The 17146-nt window shown below is 71.2% G+C and carries 17 protein-coding genes; 5 read left to right on the top strand and 12 right to left on the bottom strand.

The genetic code is table 11. The features are described 5' to 3' along the window. The first annotated feature begins 9 nt into the window (after window positions 1–9). On the top strand, window positions 10–1230 hold the full coding sequence (locus DEJ03_RS04855; RefSeq protein WP_110863729.1) for a beta-ketoacyl synthase: 1221 nt from the start codon (window positions 10–12) through the stop codon (window positions 1228–1230). Here the strand turns inward: DEJ03_RS04855 and DEJ03_RS04850 are convergent. Further along, entirely contained in the window at window positions 1217–2050 is an 834-nt protein-coding gene (locus DEJ03_RS04850) for a helix-turn-helix domain-containing protein (protein ID WP_175474960.1), read from the bottom strand. The genes DEJ03_RS04855 and DEJ03_RS04850 overlap by 14 nt on opposite strands. A gap of 102 nt (window positions 2051–2152) precedes the next feature. On the opposite strand from DEJ03_RS04850, the gene DEJ03_RS04845 reads away from it, so the two are divergent. Continuing rightward, entirely contained in the window at window positions 2153–2833 is a 681-nt protein-coding gene (locus DEJ03_RS04845; protein WP_110863728.1) for an SDR family NAD(P)-dependent oxidoreductase, read from the top strand. A 31-nt stretch (window positions 2834–2864) separates the two neighbouring features. Here DEJ03_RS04845 and DEJ03_RS04840 read toward each other — a convergent pair whose 3' ends face one another. Continuing rightward, entirely contained in the window at window positions 2865–3305 is a 441-nt protein-coding gene (locus DEJ03_RS04840) for a GNAT family N-acetyltransferase (protein WP_110863727.1), read from the bottom strand. Between the two features lie 237 nt (window positions 3306–3542). Between DEJ03_RS04840 and DEJ03_RS04835 the strand changes: the two genes are divergently transcribed. Continuing rightward, window positions 3543–4574: an alcohol dehydrogenase catalytic domain-containing protein gene (locus tag DEJ03_RS04835; RefSeq protein WP_110863726.1), complete on the top strand. Its 1032-nt coding sequence runs from the start codon at window positions 3543–3545 to the stop codon at window positions 4572–4574. A gap of 15 nt (window positions 4575–4589) precedes the next feature. On the opposite strand, the gene DEJ03_RS04830 is transcribed toward DEJ03_RS04835, so the two are convergent. The 6 genes from DEJ03_RS04830 to DEJ03_RS04810 all read right to left on the bottom strand — a co-directional run bounded on the left by DEJ03_RS04830 (window position 4590) and on the right by DEJ03_RS04810 (window position 9837). Next, the gene (locus DEJ03_RS04830; protein ID WP_110863725.1) at window positions 4590–5237 is read right to left on the bottom strand and encodes a copper resistance CopC family protein; all 648 of its coding nucleotides are present in this window, start codon (window positions 5235–5237) and stop codon (window positions 4590–4592) included. 191 nt (window positions 5238–5428) lie between these two features. Continuing rightward, a complete protein-coding gene (locus tag DEJ03_RS17845) occupies window positions 5429–5584 on the bottom strand; it encodes a hypothetical protein (protein ID WP_163343611.1) in 156 nt (51 codons plus the stop codon). Between the two features lie 135 nt (window positions 5585–5719). Further along, entirely contained in the window at window positions 5720–6004 is a 285-nt protein-coding gene (locus DEJ03_RS04825) for a DUF4190 domain-containing protein (RefSeq protein WP_110863724.1), read from the bottom strand. Between the two features lie 123 nt (window positions 6005–6127). Further along, window positions 6128–8521, bottom strand: a complete 2394-nt coding sequence (locus DEJ03_RS04820) for an excinuclease ABC subunit UvrA (RefSeq protein WP_220034114.1) — start codon at window positions 8519–8521, stop codon at window positions 6128–6130. 91 nt (window positions 8522–8612) lie between these two features. Then, on the bottom strand, window positions 8613–9065 hold the full coding sequence (locus DEJ03_RS04815) for an NUDIX hydrolase (RefSeq protein WP_110863723.1): 453 nt from the start codon (window positions 9063–9065) through the stop codon (window positions 8613–8615). 10 nt (window positions 9066–9075) lie between these two features. Continuing rightward, on the bottom strand, window positions 9076–9837 hold the full coding sequence (locus tag DEJ03_RS04810; protein ID WP_027465633.1) for an SDR family oxidoreductase: 762 nt from the start codon (window positions 9835–9837) through the stop codon (window positions 9076–9078). A gap of 154 nt (window positions 9838–9991) precedes the next feature. Between DEJ03_RS04810 and DEJ03_RS04805 the strand changes: the two genes are divergently transcribed. Beyond that, window positions 9992–10465 carry an NfeD family protein gene (locus DEJ03_RS04805; RefSeq protein ID WP_110863722.1) on the top strand — a complete coding sequence of 158 codons (474 nt, stop codon included), beginning with the start codon at window positions 9992–9994 and terminating at the stop codon, window positions 10463–10465. Beyond that, window positions 10462–11664: an SPFH domain-containing protein gene (locus DEJ03_RS04800; protein ID WP_110863721.1), complete on the top strand. Its 1203-nt coding sequence runs from the start codon at window positions 10462–10464 to the stop codon at window positions 11662–11664. The genes DEJ03_RS04805 and DEJ03_RS04800 overlap by 4 nt, the downstream gene beginning before the upstream one ends. Window positions 11665–11736: 72 nt before the next feature. Here DEJ03_RS04800 and DEJ03_RS04795 read toward each other — a convergent pair whose 3' ends face one another. The 4 genes from DEJ03_RS04795 to tatC all read right to left on the bottom strand — a co-directional run bounded on the left by DEJ03_RS04795 (window position 11737) and on the right by tatC (window position 16989). After that, window positions 11737–12087, bottom strand: a complete 351-nt coding sequence (locus DEJ03_RS04795; protein ID WP_027465636.1) for an RNA polymerase-binding protein RbpA — start codon at window positions 12085–12087, stop codon at window positions 11737–11739. A gap of 110 nt (window positions 12088–12197) precedes the next feature. Further along, a complete protein-coding gene (gene lnt / locus DEJ03_RS04790; protein ID WP_258370536.1) occupies window positions 12198–13790 on the bottom strand; it encodes an apolipoprotein N-acyltransferase in 1593 nt (530 codons plus the stop codon). An 11-nt stretch (window positions 13791–13801) separates the two neighbouring features. Next, entirely contained in the window at window positions 13802–16240 is a 2439-nt protein-coding gene (locus tag DEJ03_RS04785; RefSeq protein ID WP_071244709.1) for an RNA helicase, read from the bottom strand. Further along, window positions 16237–16989 (bottom strand): twin-arginine translocase subunit TatC, encoded by a 753-nt coding sequence (tatC, locus tag DEJ03_RS04780; protein WP_110863923.1) that lies wholly within the window; start codon window positions 16987–16989, stop codon window positions 16237–16239. The genes DEJ03_RS04785 and tatC overlap by 4 nt, the downstream gene beginning before the upstream one ends. Window positions 16990–17146: the final 157 nt, after the last annotated feature.

The following is a 17146-nucleotide window of genomic DNA, read 5'->3' as shown; positions in this document are numbered from 1 at the left end:
GGAGTTCCCGTGGACATCGTCATCACCGGCTTCGGCGCGGTCTCACCCTTCGGCCGCGGCGTCGCGCCGCTCTGGGACGCCCTGGTGGCCGGTCGCTCCGGCGTCCGCGCACTGCACCGCGACGGAGCGCTCTGGGAACAGGTGCCGATCCGGGTCGGGGCCGATGCCGCACTCGACGCCGAGGGGTCGCTCGGGCGGGTCCGCGCGAACCGTCTCGACCGCAGTCAGCAGCTGGCGCTCGTCGCCGCGGACGAGGCCTGGGCCGACGCCGGTGCCCCCGCGGTGGAGGGCGACCGCCTCGCCGTGGTGATCGGCACCGGGATCGGGGGAGTGGAGACACTCCTCGACGCCCACGACGTGCTCGGCGCGTCCGGTGCCCGGCGGGTCTCACCGCGCACGGTGCCGATGCTCATGGCGAACGGTGCCGCCGCGCAGATCAGCATCGCCTACGGGGCGCGGGGCGGCGCCTACACGACGGTGTCGGCATGTGCCTCCGGTGCGGAGGCCATCGCCACCGCCGCGCGGCTCATCGCCACCGGTGAGGCCGACGTCGTCATCACCGGCGGGACCGAGGCCGCGGTCACCCCGGTGACGATGGCGTCGTTCGCCCAGTCGCAGGCCCTCGCGAAGCCCGACGGCGACGACCCCACGACCCTGTCCCGTCCGTTCGACGCCGACCGCCGCGGCTTCGTCCTCGGCGAGGGCGCCGGCATCGTCGTGCTCGAGCGCGCCGACCACGCCACCGCCCGGGGGCAGCGGTCGCACGGCACGCTCGCCGGGTGGGGGATCACCTCGGACGCGCACCACATCACCGCACCGCTGGCGGACGGCGGCGAGCAGGAGCGGGCCATGCGCGCCGCGATCCGGATGGCGGGCCTCACCGGCGCCGACGTCGACCACGTGAACGCGCACGCCACCGGCACCCCGGTCGGCGACGTCGGCGAGGCGGCCGCCATCAGCCGTGCGGTGGGGACCGGAGCGCTGGTCACCGCTCCGAAGAGCGCCATCGGGCACATGTTCGGCGCTGCCGGCGCGGTCGAGGCGATCCTGACCCTGCGGGCGCTCGAGACCGGGACCGTGCCACCGACCCTGAACCTCGACCGGCTCGACCCGGCGGTGGACCTCGACGTCGTCTCCGGCACCGCCCGGACCGCGCCGCTCCGTGCCGCGTTGAACAACTCGTTCGGGTTCGGCGGTCAGAACGCGTCGCTGGTGTTCACCGCGGCGTGAGCTCCTGCAGGCCGGTGACCCGGAGCAGGTCGAGCTTCGCGGCGTCCTCGGAGCCCGGGACGACCGTGTAGACGACGATCCGCAGGTCACCGCCGGGGACGCTCAGCACGTCGCAGTCGATCTCCACCGGCCCGACGGGCGTGTGCACGACCTTGCGGCTCGCGCGGTGCTCGGCGATCCGGCCGGTCTCCCACCGGCGGGCGAACTCGGGGGACTCCCGAAGCAGCCGTTCGACCAGGTCCGCCAGGTCACGGTCCGCCGGGTAGCGCCCGTACGCCTGCCGCAGGTCGGCGGCGAGGTCGCTCGAGAACTCCTCCTGGTGCTCGTCGTCCCAGTCCACCCCGTCGCGCTCCTGCGTGAAGTGCCGCCAGACCAGGTTGCGATCGAGCCCGACGTACCGCGAGGGGTCGCCGTTCACCGCGGCCCACAACTCGTTCCAGAGCACGATGTCGTGGGTCGCCGTGAACACCGCGAGCGGCACGTCGCCGAGCCGGTCGACCAGCCGCTGCACGCCGGGCGTGATGTGCCGCGGCACGACCTGACGCGACGGCGGGGCGACGCCGGCCACCCGGCACAGGTGATCCCGTTCCTCGGACGACAGCCGGAGCGCCGTCGCGAGGGCGGCGAGCAGCTGCGGCGACGGGTTCGTCGCCCGGCCCTGCTCGAGGCGGACGACGTAGTCGACGCTCACGCCCGCCAGCGCGGCGAGCTCCTCGCGACGGAGGCCCGGGGTCCGTCTGCCGGGGCCGGCCGGCAGGCCGACCGCCTCGGGACGCACCCGGTCACGCCAGGAACGCAACACGTTCGCGAACTCGCTCATGTCCACCATCATCGCCCCGCGCCTCCAGTCCGTCCTGGTACTGCCGGTCCCACCGTCGCACCGTGCCTGGGGGAGCCGGGCCGGCGGGGGCAGGCTGGGCGCATGACAACGACACTGATCACCGGGGCCAACCGCAGCCTCGGACTCGAGACCGCACGCCGACTGCTCGAAGCCGGCCACACCGTGTACGCCGGCATGCGCGACCCGGCCAGCGGCGACGACGCCCGCGCACTCGGCGCCCACGTCGTGCAGCTGGACGTCACCGACCAGGCCAGCATCGACGCGGCGATCGCGACCGTCCCCGAGCTCGACGTCCTCGTGAACAACGCCGGGATCCTCGGCACCTCGTTCGGGGTCGACGACCTCGACGCGAGCGCCATGGCGACCGTGCTCGACACCAACGTCACCGGCATCGTCCGGGTGACCCAGGCCGCGCTGCCCCTGCTGCGACGTTCGGCGGTACCCGTCATCGTGAACGTCTCGTCGGGGGTGGGGTTCCCGCGCTGGCTGACGACGCCGGGACACGACGAGTACGGGGTGCCGGCGGTGCCGTACGCGGCGTCGAAGGCGGCCGTGATCGCGTTGACCGTGCAGTACGCGAAGAACCTGCCGGGGTTCCGGGTGAACGCGAGCGACCCGGGCTACACGGCGACGGAGTTCAACGGGTTCGGCGGGCACCAGACGATCACCGAGGGCACCGACGCCACGGTCAGGCTCGCGACGATCGGCACCGACGGGCCGACGGGGGAGTTCCACAACCGCGAGGGCCGCATCGAGTACTGAGGGGCAGCGCTGCGTGTGCGCCCGCGCCCCGTCAGTCGTGCACGTCGGCGCCGAACCCCGACCCGGGACGCATCATCCAGCCGTCCGCATCGGGCAGCGGGCGGAACCCGAACCGCTCGTACAGCCCGTGGGCATCCGCGGTGAACAGGGCGAAGCGCTTCAGGCCGAGCGGCTCGACCGCCTCGATAACGCCGCGCACGAGTGCGACCCCGACGCCGCGGCCCCGGGCGTCGGGGTCCACGAACACGTCGGCGAGCCAGCCGAACGTCACGCCGTCGGTGATCACCCGCGCGTAGCCGAGCTGCGCGCCGGTCGTCGCGTCGTACACGCCGAAGTTCCGGGAACCGGCGATGATCGCCTCCTGCGTCGCCCGGTCACGGCCGCGGGCCCAGTACGACTCCTCGCTGAGCCAGCGGTGCACGCGGTCGACGTCGAGGTCCGTGGGGTCGGCGGAGAAGCGCAGATCGGTCACGTGACGAGTCAACCGGCGGACGCGCCTGCGGCGCAACGGCCGATCGGGGTGCGGTGGACCGCTCGCGAGGTCGGGTGGTCGGGTGGTCGGGCGGCCATCGGCCTGGAGGCCCGTGGGGACCCCGGCGGACGGGTCGCCTCGGGCGGTCGGTCGCTGGTCCGCCGTCGGGCGTCCGGCATCCGCCGTCTGGCGTCCGGCGTCCGGCGTCCGGCGTCCGGCGTCTGTCAGGATGGCCGCATGCGCGCTGTCCAGTACGCCCAGTTCGGTTCCGTCCCCTCGATCGTCGACCTGCCGGAACCGGTCGCACCAGACCACGGCGTCGTCGTCCGGGTGGCTGCCACCGGCGTCTGCCGCAGTGACTGGCACGCCTGGAAGGGCCACGACGACTCCGTCCGGCTGCCGCACGTGCCCGGCCACGAGTTCGCCGGCGTCGTCGCGTCGATCGGCACGGGCGTCCAGCGCTTCGCCGTGGGTGACCGGGTGACGGCACCGTTCGTGTTCGCATGCGGGACCTGCGCCGAGTGCCTCGACGGCGCCACCCAGGTGTGCACCGCCCAGCAGCAGCCCGGGTTCGACCTGCAGGGCTCGTACGCCGACTCCCTGGTCGTCCCGCACGCCGACCTGAACCTCGTCGCGCTGCCCGACGCCGTGGACTTCGCGGTGGCGGCAGCGCTCGGCTGCCGATTCGGCACCGCGTTCCACGCCCTGCACGCCCGAGGGCGCGTCGCCGCAGGGGACTGGGTCGTGGTCTACGGCTGCGGGGGAGTCGGGCTCTCCGCGGTCATGGTCGCCGTGGCCGCCGGCGCGAACGTCGTCGCCGTCGACGTCTCCGCGGCAGCGCTCGAACGCGCCGCTGCCCTGGGCGCCGACACCGTGCTGATGGACGACGATGCCGTCACGACGGTCCGATCCCGCACGGGAGGCGGAGCGCACGTCTCGCTCGACGCCTACGGCAGCCGTGCCACCTCCGTCGCCGCCGTGGCGTCCCTGCGTCCGCGCGGCCGGCACGTGCAGGTCGGGCTGCTCCTCGACGACGAAGCCGCTCCGGCGATCCCGATGGGCCGGGTCATCGCGGACGAACTCGAACTGCTCGGCAGCCACGGCGCAGCGGTCGGGGAGTACGGCGCGATGCTCGACGCCATCGTGGCCGGACGACTGCGTCCTGAGCAAACGATCGGCCGCACGATCGGCTTCGACGACCTGCCCGACGCGCTCGTCGCGATGGACCGACCGGCAACGTCGTCGGGGATGACCGTGGCGGTGTTCTGAGGCTCGAGCGTCCCGTCAGCCCTCGGTCCGCGCGTCGGCGCCCCGGCGGATGCGGAGCACGACCGCACCGATGACGAGCACTGCCAGGATCCCGACGACCCCGAACAGGAGTGCCGGGCCGCCGTGGCCGTGCGCGTGCGTTCCGGCACCCGTGTTCGGTGCGGCTCCCGCTGCCGCTGCCGCTGCCGACGGTTCCGAGGATGATGTGGGCGCGGCCGTCGGGCTCGTCGTCGTGGGTGGAACGGTCGGAGATGCGGCCGTTTCCACCCAGAACGCGAGCTGCCCCTCGATCGGATGGCCGTCAGGAGAGACGTACCGCCAGACGAGGGTGTGCGGGCCGGGGGAGAGCGACACCGCCTTGGACATCGAGGTGCCGTCGACGGCCACCGCTCCGGAGGACTCGTCGGTCCCGCCGTCGTCCCGGACCTCGATGCGCAGACCGGCTTCGAGCCCGGCAAGCGGCGCCTCGCTGAAGGTGAGCGTCACTCGCTCAAGGTCGGCAGCCACGGTGGCGCCGTCCGCCGGATCACTCGATGTCAGTGCTGCGTGCGCCGATGCGGGTGTCGTGCCGATCAGCACGAGGAACGCGGACAGGGCGACGGCGAGCAGGACCCGGGGTGTCACGGTTCGTGAACGGCGTCGGTCATCTCGGTGATCGTGCACGCGTCCACGCTAGGGAAGTGATGTCGAGCGTCCCGTCAGCCGAGCGGGCAGGGCAGGAACGCCTGAGTCGACATAAGCCTGAGTTGACATAATATGCATTATCGGCGCCCTGGAGGAGATGCTTCGTGAGCAGAAAAGGTCGAGTCCGTACTCCGGACTCGACCTCTTCTGCTCACTGGATGACGACGGCGTCAGTCGGCGGGCTTCGTCGGGACGTCGTCGGCGTCGATCTCGAGCGCTGCCGGCTCGCCGCCCTGTTCCTCCAGGGTGTCCTGGTCGGTGTCGGGCTGCTCCGGCGACTCGCTCTGGGTGGTCTCTTCGGCTGGGTCAGGCTGGCTGTAGCTCATGCGCCGGACGGTACGCCCGCGTTCCTGAACAGCCGCAAGCTCGGCGCCCGAGACGCTTGCTGAGCAGCAATGGTCGAGTCCATCCGCTGGACTCGACCATTGCTGCTCACGATGCGGGCAGGACCCGGAGGAACGTCAGTTGTTGATCATCTGCGTCGCGACGACCGCGCCGATGATCATGAAGATGATCGCGACGATGATGGCGATGACGCTGAGGACGATGCCGGCGAGCACCATTCCACGGCCGCCAACCGCGCGACGACGCGCGATGAAGCCGAGCACCAGGCCGATGATGCCGGCGATGAGCCCGACGATCGAGAACAGGAACGCAAAGACGACGCCGACGATGCCGAGGACGAGCGAGCCGACGGCGATTCCGTTGCCGCTGTTGGTCGCGGGCGCGTTGCCGGGGTTGGACATGGTGGAGCTCCTTCTGGTCAGGACGCCGATCCAGGCCGGGTAGCCGATCGTGAGCGTCAGTCAGAACAGTAGTCCTCACACACGGCTGGCGCCCAGATTCGCCGTCCGAGCCTGTCCCCCGGCTCAGGCTCCGACGTACGCAGCCAGGTGCTGCCCGGTCAGCGTCGACCGCGCCGCCACGAGTTCAGCGGGCGTCCCCTCGAACACGATCCGTCCACCGTCGTGCCCGGCACCCGGCCCGAGGTCGATGATCCAGTCAGCGTGCGCCATGACGGCCTGGTGGTGCTCGATCACGACGACCGTCCGGCCGGCGTCGACGAGCCGGTCGAGCAGGCCGAGCAGCTGCTCGACGTCGGCCAGGTGCAGGCCCGCGGTCGGCTCGTCGAGCACCACCACGCCGCCCCGGTCACCGAGGTGCGTCGCGAGCTTGAGCCGCTGCCGCTCTCCCCCGGACAACGTTGTGAGCGGCTGTCCGATCGTCAGGTAGCCGAGCCCCACATCTGCGAGCCGGGCGAGGATCGTGTGGGCCGCCGGCAGTGCGGACTCCCCCGCCGCGAAGAACGCGAGCGCGTCGGCGACGGACATGCCGAGGACCTCGCTGATGTCCTTCCCGCCCAGGTGGTACCCGAGCACGGACTGGTCGAACCGCTTGCCGTCGCACTCGACGCAGGGGCTCGCGACGCCCGCCATCATGCCGAGGTCGGTGTACACGACACCGGCACCGTTGCACGCCGGGCAGGCGCCCTCCGAGTTGGCGCTGAACAGTGCGGGCTTGACGCCGTTTGCCTTCGCGAAGGCCTTCCGGATCGGCTCGAGCAGGCCGGTGTACGTCGCCGGGTTGCTCCGCCGTGAGCCACGGATCCCGCTCTGGTCGATGGCGACCACGTCGTCGCGCCGGGCCAGCGACCCGTGGATGAGCGTGCTCTTGCCCGAGCCGGCGACCCCCGTGACGACGGTGAGCACCCCGGTGGGGACGTCCACGTCGACGTCGTGCAGGTTGTGGGCCGAAGCGCCGCGGATCGCGATCGCCCCGTCCGGACGACGGACCTCGGACTTCACGGTGACGCGGTCGTCCAGGTGCTGACCGGTCACGGTCCCGCTGGCACGCAGCCCGTCGACGGACCCCTGGTAGCAGAGCGTCCCACCGCCGGAACCGGCACCGGGTCCGAGGTCGACGACGTGGTCGGCGATCGCGATGACCTCGGGTTTGTGCTCGACGACCAGGACGGTGTTGCCCTTGTCGCGCAGCCGGACGAGCAGCTCGTTCATCCGCTCGATGTCGTGCGGGTGCAGCCCCGTGCTCGGCTCGTCGAAGACGTACGTGACGTCACTGAGCGAGGAGCCGAGGTGCTTCACCATCTTCACGCGCTGCCCCTCTCCCCCGGACAGCGTGCCGGTCGGGCGGTCGAGCGACAGGTAGCCGAGTCCGATCTCGACGAAGGACTCGAGCAGGTCGCGGAGCCCCTCGAGCAACGGCCCGACCCCCGGGTCGTCCAGACCCCGCAGCCAGGCGACGGCGTCGGTGATCTGCATCGCGCAGACGTCGGCGATGCTGCGGCCCGCGACCTTCGACGAGCGGGCGGTGTCGTTCAACCGGGTCCCGTCGCAGGCCGGACACGTCGTGAAGGTCACCGCACGGTCGACGAACGCCCGGATGTGCGGCTGCATCGCCTCGCGGTCCTTCTGCAGGAACGAGCGGCGGACCCGGTGCACGAGCCCCTCGTAGGTCAGGTTGATGCCGGCGATCTTCTGCTTCGTCGGCTCGCGGTACAGGAAGTCCTGCCGCTCCTGCTCGGTGAAGTCGCGGATCGGGGTGTCCCGGTCGAAGTAGCCCGACTCGGCGTACAGCCGCACGTTCCACCCGTCGGTCCCGTACCCGGGGATCGTGAGCGCGCCGTCCCCGAGCGACTTCGTGTCGTCGAACAGCTGCGTCAGGTCGATGTCGTTCACCAGCCCGCGACCCTCGCAGTCGGCGCACATGCCGCCGAGCCGCGTGAACGAGACCTTCTGGGCCTTCGCGTCCGCACCCTTCTGCACCGTGATCGCTCCCCCGGCCGTCACGGTGGCGAGGTTGAACGAGAACGCGTTCGGCCCCCCGATGTGCGGCTGACCGAGTCGGCTGAACAGCACGCGCAGCATCGCGTTCGCGTCCGTGGCGGTGCCGACGGTGGAGCGCGGGTCGGCGCCGATGCGCTCCTGGTCGACGACGATCGCGGTGGTCAGGCCGTCCAGCAGGTCGACGTCCGGGCGCGCGAGCGAGGGCATGAACCCCTGCACGAACGCGCTGTAGGTCTCGTTGATCATCCGCTGCGACTCGGCGGCGACGGTGCCGAACACGAGCGAGCTCTTGCCCGAGCCGGAGACCCCGGTGAACACCGTGAGCCGCCGCTTCGGCAGGTCCACGTCGACGTCGCGCAGGTTGTTCGCGCGGGCACCGCGCACCCGGATCCGGCCGTGCCGGTCGGCAGGGTGCGCGTCGGCGCCAGTGGGGTCGTCGTCGACCGGATCGGTGTGCATGCGGGTCAGCGTACCGACGGGAGGCCCGTGGCGGGCCCGCCACGGGCCTCCCGTCCGGTCCTGGGTCGGCCGTCAGGCCGTGGTGCGGTGCTCAGGCGCCGTGCCGGCGCACCAGGTCCGGCAGCTCGGCGGGTTCGAACTCCTCGTCGGTCGCCTCGAGCTCGTCGGCGGTCCACCACCGCGAGGCGAGGATGTCGACGCGCTCGTCGTCGGTCCACTCGGCGTCGGACAGCTCGAAGCCGGGCGTGCGGACGACGTAGAACTCGGCGTGCCCGCGGTCGTGGTCGGCGAGGTCCCACTCGACCGTGAAGTCCCAGGACCACACCGGTTCGCCGGGTTCGTCGATGACGATCCCGGTCTCCTCGCGCAGTTCGCGGATCGCGGCGTCGCGGTGGGTCTCCCCCGGGTCGACCCCACCACCCGGCGTGATCCAGCGGTGGGCACCGTCCGACGAGGGCGAATTCGTGTCCATCAGGAACACGCGGCCCTCGGGGTCGAGCAGCAGGATGCGGGAGGTGCGGCGCAGGCCGGGCTTGGCGGTCACCCGCCCGACGTTAGCCGACGAAGCCGCTGACGTCGCCGACCAGCTTGGTGTGGTCGGCGGGGATCGGCTCGACGGCGGCGAGGGCGATCTCGGCCGCGAACTCGGACACGCTGTAGAGCTTGCCGACCTCCTGCCGACGACCCTCGATCGCGCCGGGGTTCAGGCGGTTCAGCAGCGTCGCGGTGATCGTGCCCTCGATCATGTCGCCGGAGACGACGACGAACTCGATGCCGGCGGCCTCGAGCTGCGGGATGAGCTCACGGAGGGCGAGTTCTCCGGCACGCTTGCTCTTGGCGACCGGGACGTACTCGTCCATCGTCTCGGCGGTCTCGACGAAGTGCGCCTGGTGGCTCGTGACGAACACCACGCGGGACCCGGCGGGCATGTGCGGCACGGCGGTCTGCAGCATGTCGACCTGGGCGTCGCGGTTCAGGCGGAGCGCGTAGTCCTCGCCGACGCCGGACTCCATGCCGCCGGAGGCGTTCAGCACGAGCAGGTCGATGCCGCCCCACTCCTGGACGACGGTGTCGACGAGGGCCTGCACGGAGGCGTGCTCGGTGAGGTCGGCGCCGACGGCCAGGGCGGAACCGCCCGCCTCGACGATCTTCTCGGCGATCTGCTCCGCGCGCTTGGCCTTGTTGCGGTAGTTCACGACGACCTTCGCACCGGCCTCGGCGAGGTACCCGACGGTGTCGGCGCCGATGCCACGGGACGAACCGGTGACGACGGCGCGCTTGTCGGTGAGGGATCCGGGGGCGAGGGGGTTGCTCACAGTCGTGTTCTCCAGGTCTGGTTCCGGCCGGTCGGGCGCACCGAGCCTACCAATCGCCTGCACGACCGTCGGACGGCCCTGATATGTTGAACGGAGTTGTACCGGCTGTCGCGACGCAGCGAGCCGCCGCGCGCGACCGAGGGAGGGAGATCGCGTGAACGGAATCGATTGGATCCAGAGCACCGTCTGGATCGGCCTGGTGTTGCTCCTGGGCGTGGTCGAGATCTTCACCCTCGACTTCATCTTCATCATGCTCGCGGCGGGTGCCGCCGGCGGGTTGATCGCCGCACTGCTCGGCGCCCCGTGGTGGCTGTCCGCCATCGTCGCCGCGGTGGCCGCACTCGTGCTGCTGTCGCTCGTCCGACCGCGACTGCTCGTCGCGCTCGGCCGCGGGGCCGACCCGCACCGCACCAACGTCGAGGGGCTCATCGGGCTCGCCGGCACGGTCGCGGTCGCCTTCACCTCCTCCAGTCCTGGTCAGGTGCGCCTGGCCAACGGCGAGACCTGGAGCGCGCGGTTCGCCGCGGGCTCCGTCGACCGCACACCGCCACTCGGCACCCCCGTGGTCGTCGAGTCGATCGAGGGGTCGACCGCGGTCGTGCGCCTCGCAGAAAGGGCCACCTCGTGACCAGCATCTCCCCGGGGACGATCGCACTGCTCGTGCTCGTCCTCGTCGTCGTCATCTTCGTGATCGTCGTCCTGGCGAAGGCGATCCGGATCGTCCCGCAGGCCACCGCGGGCGTCGTCGAACGACTCGGCAAGTACCACAAGACCCTCAACCCGGGCTTGAACCTTCTGGTGCCGTTCATCGACCGCCTGCGGCCGCTGCTCGACATGCGTGAGCAGGTCGTCTCGTTCCCGCCGCAGCCCGTGATCACCGAGGACAACCTGGTCGTCTCGATCGACACGGTCGTCTACTTCCAGGTGACCGACGCCCGTGCCGCGACGTACGAGATCGCGAACTACCTCGGCGCTGTCGAGCAGCTCACCACCACCACGCTCCGCAACGTCGTCGGTGGCCTGAACCTCGAAGAGGCCCTGACCAGCCGCGACAACATCAACGGCCAGCTCCGCGTCGTCCTCGACGAAGCCACGGGCAAGTGGGGCATCCGCGTCGGCCGAGTCGAGCTGAAGGCGATCGAGCCGCCCGTGTCCATCCAGGACGCCATGGAGCAGCAGCTCCGTGCCGAGCGCAGCCGTCGTGCCGCGATCCTGCAGGCCGAGGGCACCAAGCAGTCCCAGATCCTCGAGGCCGAGGGACAGCGGCAGGCCGCGATCCTGGCCGCCGAGGGTGACGCCAAGGCACAGGTGCTCCGTGCCGAGGGTGAAGCCCAGGCCATCGCGACCGTGTTCGAGGCCATCCACACCGGCGACCCGGACGAGAAGCTGCTGTCCTACCAGTACCTGCAGACCCTGCCCAAGATCGCCGAGGGCACCTCGAACAAGCTCTGGATGATCCCGAGCGAGTTCACCGAGGCACTGTCCGGCATCGCGAAGGGCTTCAGCGCCAGCCGCGGTGGCGGCGCCGGTCCGGTCGCCGGCGGCGCCGGTGGCACGGACTTCCTGTCCCGGATCTCGAAGCTCGCGAACGAGAGCCTGGCGAACACCGCTGCGGCGGACACCACGATGCCGCGTGCGGACGCCACCGCCGCGGACATCGTCCCCGAGTCCGACCTCGACGCGCGCCTGGCCGAGTCGAACCGCAGTGTCGATGCGCACCTCGCGGCCGCCGACGACGCGACCGCCGAGCAGGTCGGGGACACTCCGCCCACGCCGGGCGACGACGCCTCCGGTCACCGCACCAGCGACGGCTCCGGTCGGCGCTGACGGTCCCGCACCAACGAACGACGACGCCCGCCCCGGGGAACCGGGGCGGGCGTCGTCGTGTGTTCGGTGGTGTCAGGCGCCGCGTCGTGCGCGGAGGACCTGCAGGCGCTCTTCGAGGAGCTCCTCGAGTTCCTCGCGCGAGCGGCGCTCGAGCAGCATGTCCCAGTGGGTGCGGGGTGCCTTCACGTCCTCTTCGGCGACCTCGACGGGGATCCCGTCGTCGCCGAGCAGGCGGCCCTCGCGACCGGAGCGCGGCTCCGACCAGGTCTGGGGGACGTCCGCATCGGCCGAGAAGACGATGTCGAACGTCTCACCCGAATCCGTCTGGTAGACCGCGCGCTTGCGATCTGAGAGCTCGACGCCCTCTTCGCTCTGGAGACTCTGACTCCCGAGCCGCATGCCGCGGAGACTCCGATCAGCCATGTGTGTGCTCCTCTCGCTCGTCTGCCCTCCACAACACTGTCCCACGCCCCATCAATCCCGTACCGGCGCATTCACAGTCCGTTCCCAGTGGCTGGGCGCGGCGGGCCCGATCAGGAGCGGGTGCGACGGCCCCAGGGTGCGCAGGCGAGGAGCACGAGGAGCCCGCCGAGGGACAGCAGGAGCGTGATCGAGCCGGACAGGATCGACGCCGGGGTGGTGGACGTGCCGAGCGGCACGTCGGTCACCATCGACGTCGCGGTGTACTCCGGCACCCGGTCGATCGTGCGCCCGCTCGGGTCGATGACCTGCGACGCTCCGACGGTCGAGATGTTCACGAGTGAGCGCCCGGTCTCGATGGCCCGCATCCGCGCGATCTCGAGCTGCTGCAGGTTCTCGTCGGTGCCCGAGAAGTCGGCGTTGTTCGTCTGCGCGAGGATCACCTGCGCTCCCCCGCGCACCATGTCGGCGGTCAGCCCGTCGTCGACGATGTCGAAGCAGATCGAGATGCCGGCACGGATGCCCGCGACGGAGAGCACGTTCGGCTTCGTCCCCGGCGTGTAGTCGCGCTGCAGCAGACCGATCAGCGACGGTGCGAGCTTGGAGAAGAACCAGCGGTCGGGCACGTACTCGCCGAACGGCACCGGGCGCTTCTTGTCGTAGGACGACTGCCAGCCGTCCGCGGTCCACACGAACGACGTGTTGTGCAGCACCCCCGACGGGGTCTGCGTGATGGCACCCGCGACGATCGGGGCGTCGAGCGAGTCGACCACCGAGTCGAGGGCGGACGCGATGACCGGCTGCTGGCGCGGGTCGTACTCCGCACCGGCCTCGGGCCAGACGACGAGGTCCACACCCTTCGCGTCCACGTCCGTCGCCGCGACCTGCGCGGCCAGGACGTCGCCGGGCTGAGCACGGTCGAAGTAGCCCGCGGGACCGTTGCCCTGCACCGCCTCGACCCGGATCGTGCCGCTCGTCGCCGTCGGCCACCCCGGCACGGCCAGGACCGCCGCGACGAGCAGACCCGCCGTCGCCACCCGCACGGGCAGCCGGAGCGTCACGCCCGGCACGCGGGGTGCCACGAGCGCGAGCGACACCACGACCGCGACGCAGTACACGACGATGAACGTCAGCCCGAGGACGCCGACGTACGCGGCCAGGTGCGTGAACGGCCCCTGCGACTGCGACAGGCCGACCCGCCCCCAGGCGAAACCGCCGTACGGCCAGCTCCCCGAGAACCACTCGCGTCCGGTCCAGAGTGCGGCGACGATAGCCGGGAGGCCCCACACACGTCCGGCGGTCGAGGGCACCACGCGGGCGACCCAGCGGTACGCCAGGGCGATGGCGACGCTGCCGAGCGCGAAGAACGCGGCTTCGAGCAGGGCGAGTGCGAACCACGGGACCGGGCCCAGGTAGCGACCGGCCCACGAGATGGCCGGGATCCAGAACGCCGCGCCCGCGAGGTAACCGATCCACGCCGCACGCCGCGCCCGCTGCCCCATCACCGCGAGCAGCATGCAGGCGAGTGCCGGGTAGGCGAGGAACCACCACCCGGGCGACGGGAACGCGAGCGCGAAGAGGATCCCGCCGATGACGGCCAACGGCAGCGCGGTGCCCAGCGGCAACGCGGCGAACGGACCGGTCGCGACCGCCCCGCGGCCGACGCGAGCGGGCAGCCCGCGCACACTGGTCTCCGGAACCGGCACCGGGCCTCCCGTCAGACCGCCGCGTAGGCGACGATGCCGCGGCGAACCGCGTCCGTCGCCCGTCGGGCGGTCTGGGCGAGTTCGTCGTCGCCGGCGTTCCGGATCTGGTCGAGCAGGTCGATGACCTGCTTCGACCAGCGGACGAAGTCGCCGGCCGGCAGGTCGAGGGTGCGGAGGACGTCGTCGAGGGCCGAGCCCGAAGCCCAGCGGAACATGCCGACGGCCATCGCGGGGGTCGGCGGCTGCGAACCGGCCAGGCGCGCCGCACGCTCGATGTCGTCCAGGCGCGACCAGATGGTCAGTGTCTCGTCGAGCGCGGGGCGGAACGCACCTCGGGGCAGGGCGTGCTCCGTGCCGGGCGCGTCCTCGCGGCGGGGCTGGTAGATGATCGTCGCGGCCATGGCGGCGAGCTGTGCCGGGGTGAGGTCCTTCCAGACCCCCGCCTCGAGGCACTCGGCGACCAGCAGGTCGCGGTCGCCGTAGATGCGCTGCAGGCGACGGCCGCCCGCTGCCACCGTGGCTTCGCCGTTGCCGGCGTCCACCAGGTAGCCGAGCTCGAGCAGGACCTCGGTGACACGGTCGAACGTCGTGGCGACGGCGCCCGTACGGGACCGGATCTGCTGGACGAGCTTGTCGTTGGCACGCTTGAGCTTCCACCAGCGCTCGGACCAGCGGGCGTGGGCCTCGCGCTCCGGGCAGGCGTGGCAGGGGTGGCGCTGCAGCTGGCGGCGGACCGCCGTGATCGCGGCCTGGCGTTCCTGGCGGGCGCCGTGCGACGCCTCGCGGCCGCCGGGCACGTTCGTGCGCTCGAGGTCGGACAGCTCGCGGCGGAGCGCCGAGTACTCGGTGAAGTCGCCGAGGTGGCACTGCATCGCCTCGCGGTAGCCGTCGAGGGACTCCTGCTGCGAGCGGACCTTGCGGGCGAGGTCGACCACCGACCGGTCGGCCTGGAACTGGGCGAACGACGTCTCGAGGACCTCGCGCGTGCGCTGCCGGCCGAACTGGTCGATCAGGTTGACGGCCATGTTGTAGGTCGGCTTGAACGACGAGTTGAGCGGGTACGTGCGGCGGCTGGCCAGCGACGCGACGGCCTGCGGGTCGAGCCCGTCGGTCCACTGGATGACCGAGTGCCCCTCGACGTCGATGCCACGACGACCGGCACGACCGGTGAGCTGCGTGTACTCCCCCGGGGTGATCGGCACACGGGCTTCGCCGTTGAACTTCTCGAGCTTCTCGAGCACGACGGTGCGCGCCGGCATGTTCACGCCGAGCGCCAGGGTCTCGGTGGCGAACACGACCTTCAGGAGCTTGCGCTGGAAGAGGTTCTCGACGACCTCCTTGAAGGCGGGGAGCAGGCCGGCGTGGTGCGCCGCGACCCCGCGCTCGAGCCCTTCGAGCCACTCCCAGTAGCCGAGGACGGCCAGGTCTTCGTCGAGCAGGGTGCGGCAGTGGTACTCCGCCGTCTCGCGGATCTCGTTGCGCTCCTGCACCGTCGTCAGGGACAGGCCCGAGCGCAGGACGTTGCGGACGCCCTGGTCGCAGCCGTTGCGGCTGAACACGAAGAAGATCGCGGGCAGGAGCATCCGCTCGTCGAGCATGTGCGCGATCTGTTCGCGGTGCACCTTCTCGGTGCGGGGCCCGCGACGCTCGGGGTAGCCACCACGACCGCGCCGGCCGCGGTGGCCGCCGCCGTTCCGCTCGCTCCGGGAACCGCCGCCGACCATGCGGAGCAGTTCCGGGTTCACGCGGTTCGTCGCCGCGGCACCGCTCGAGTCGAACAGGTCGACCATCTTCGAACCGACCAGGACGTGCTGCTCGAGCGGCACCGGACGGTCTTCGGAGACGATGACGTCCGTGTCGCCGCGGACGGTCTGCAGCCAGTCGCCGAACTCCTCGGCGTTGGACACCGTGGCGCTGAGCGAGACCAGGCGGACCTCGGTCGGGAGGTGCAGGATGACTTCTTCCCACACGGCACCGCGGAACCGGTCGGCGAGGTAGTGCACCTCGTCGAGGACCACCCAGGCGAGGTCGTCGAGCAGGTCCGAGTCGGCGTAGATCATGTTCCGGAGCACTTCGGTCGTCATCACGACGACGCGGGCGCGGGGGTTCACGTTCGTGTCGCCGGTGAGCAGCCCGACCTCGGACTCGCCGTAGACGTCGACGAGCTCGGCGTACTTCTGGTTGCTCAGTGCCTTCATCGGAGTCGTGTAGAAGACCTTCGCCGTCGGCTGGCGCATGGCGAGCCAGATGGCGAACTCGGCCACGATGGTCTTGCCGGCTCCGGTCGGGGCGGCGACCAGGACGCTGCGGCCCTGGTCGAGCGAGTCGCACGCGGCGAACTGGAACGGGTCGAGGTCGAACCGCAGGTCCGTCCGGAACAGCTCGAGGTTGCGGGACCGGTTGCGCACCTTGGCCGCGGCGAACCGCTCGGCCGCACTCGTGCCGCTCACAGGTCGTACTCCTCGTCGAGCTTCGCCTGGCGCTTGGCCAGACGGCGGTCGTGGATCCACGCGATGAAGCAGGCCGCGACGTACAGCACGGTCATCGGGATGGCCAGCAGGAACATCGAGATGACGTCAGCACTCGGGGTGACGATGGCGCAGAAGACCAGGATGCAGAGGATCGCGACGCGCCAGCTCTTGATGATCGCGGAGGCCGACAGCACCCCGACGAAGTTCAGCAGCACGATGAAGACCGGCAGGACGAACGCGATGCCGACCGCGACGATGAGCTTGATGACGAAGTCGTAGTACGCCTTCGCATCGACGATCGAGGTGTCCTGGCTCGACACGAAGCTGCCGAGGATGCCGACCACGTGCGGCAGGATGTACCACCCGAAGTAGCACCCGGCGAAGAACAGCGGGATCGCGGTGCCGAGGAAGCCCCAGACGTACTGCCGCTCACGCCGGACGAGCGCGGGCACGATGAACGCCCAGATCTGGTAGAGCCAGACCGGGCTCGCGATAACGACGCCGATCGTGATCGCGATCTGCAGCTTGAGGTCGAACGCCCCGGTGATCATCGGGAAGTTCAGCTCGGCCGTGTGACCGCCGACCTTGGCGAGCTCGGTCACCGGTGCCCGGAGCGCATCGAGCACCCACGGGGTGAGGAACCAGCCGCCGATCGCACCGACGACGATCGCCACGACTGCGCGGAAGAGACGGTTGCGCAGCTCGATGAGGTGCTGCCCGAGCGACATGCGGCCTTCGGCGTCGGTCTTCTGGCGCCCCTGCCGCTTCGCTCGCCCGCGCGCGGTCGTCGAAGCCATGTGCTCGATCTTACGGGGTCGGGACCGACAGTCCGCCGGGGGTCGGCGCGGCCGCGTGGCGGGTGGGTGGCGAGCGAAGCGGCAGGGG

The sequence above is a fragment of the Curtobacterium sp. MCLR17_043 genome (genome assembly GCF_003224215.1).
In the GTDB taxonomy this organism is placed as follows: Bacteria; Actinomycetota; Actinomycetes; order Actinomycetales; family Microbacteriaceae; genus Curtobacterium; species Curtobacterium flaccumfaciens.
The sequence above is the reverse complement of the archived record's forward strand: the minus strand, read 5'-3'. Positions and strand labels throughout refer to the sequence as shown.

What these genes read in the sequence shown, in the direction of transcription:
- DEJ03_RS04850 (WP_175474960.1), bottom strand. Translation starts at nt 2,050, where the DNA reads ATGAGCGAGTTCGCGAACGTGTTGCGTTCCTGGCGTGACCGGGTGCGT.
- DEJ03_RS04845 (WP_110863728.1), top strand. Translation starts at nt 2,153, where the DNA reads ATGACAACGACACTGATCACCGGGGCCAACCGCAGCCTCGGACTCGAG.
- DEJ03_RS04835 (WP_110863726.1), top strand. Translation starts at nt 3,543, where the DNA reads ATGCGCGCTGTCCAGTACGCCCAGTTCGGTTCCGTCCCCTCGATCGTC.
- DEJ03_RS17845 (WP_163343611.1), bottom strand. Translation starts at nt 5,584, where the DNA reads ATGAGCTACAGCCAGCCTGACCCAGCCGAAGAGACCACCCAGAGCGAG.
- DEJ03_RS04825 (WP_110863724.1), bottom strand. Translation starts at nt 6,004, where the DNA reads ATGTCCAACCCCGGCAACGCGCCCGCGACCAACAGCGGCAACGGAATC.
- DEJ03_RS04820 (WP_220034114.1), bottom strand. Translation starts at nt 8,521, where the DNA reads ATGCACACCGATCCGGTCGACGACGACCCCACTGGCGCCGACGCGCAC.
- DEJ03_RS04795 (WP_027465636.1), bottom strand. Translation starts at nt 12,087, where the DNA reads ATGGCTGATCGGAGTCTCCGCGGCATGCGGCTCGGGAGTCAGAGTCTC.
- tatC (WP_110863923.1), bottom strand. Translation starts at nt 16,989, where the DNA reads ATGTCGCTCGGGCAGCACCTCATCGAGCTGCGCAACCGTCTCTTCCGC.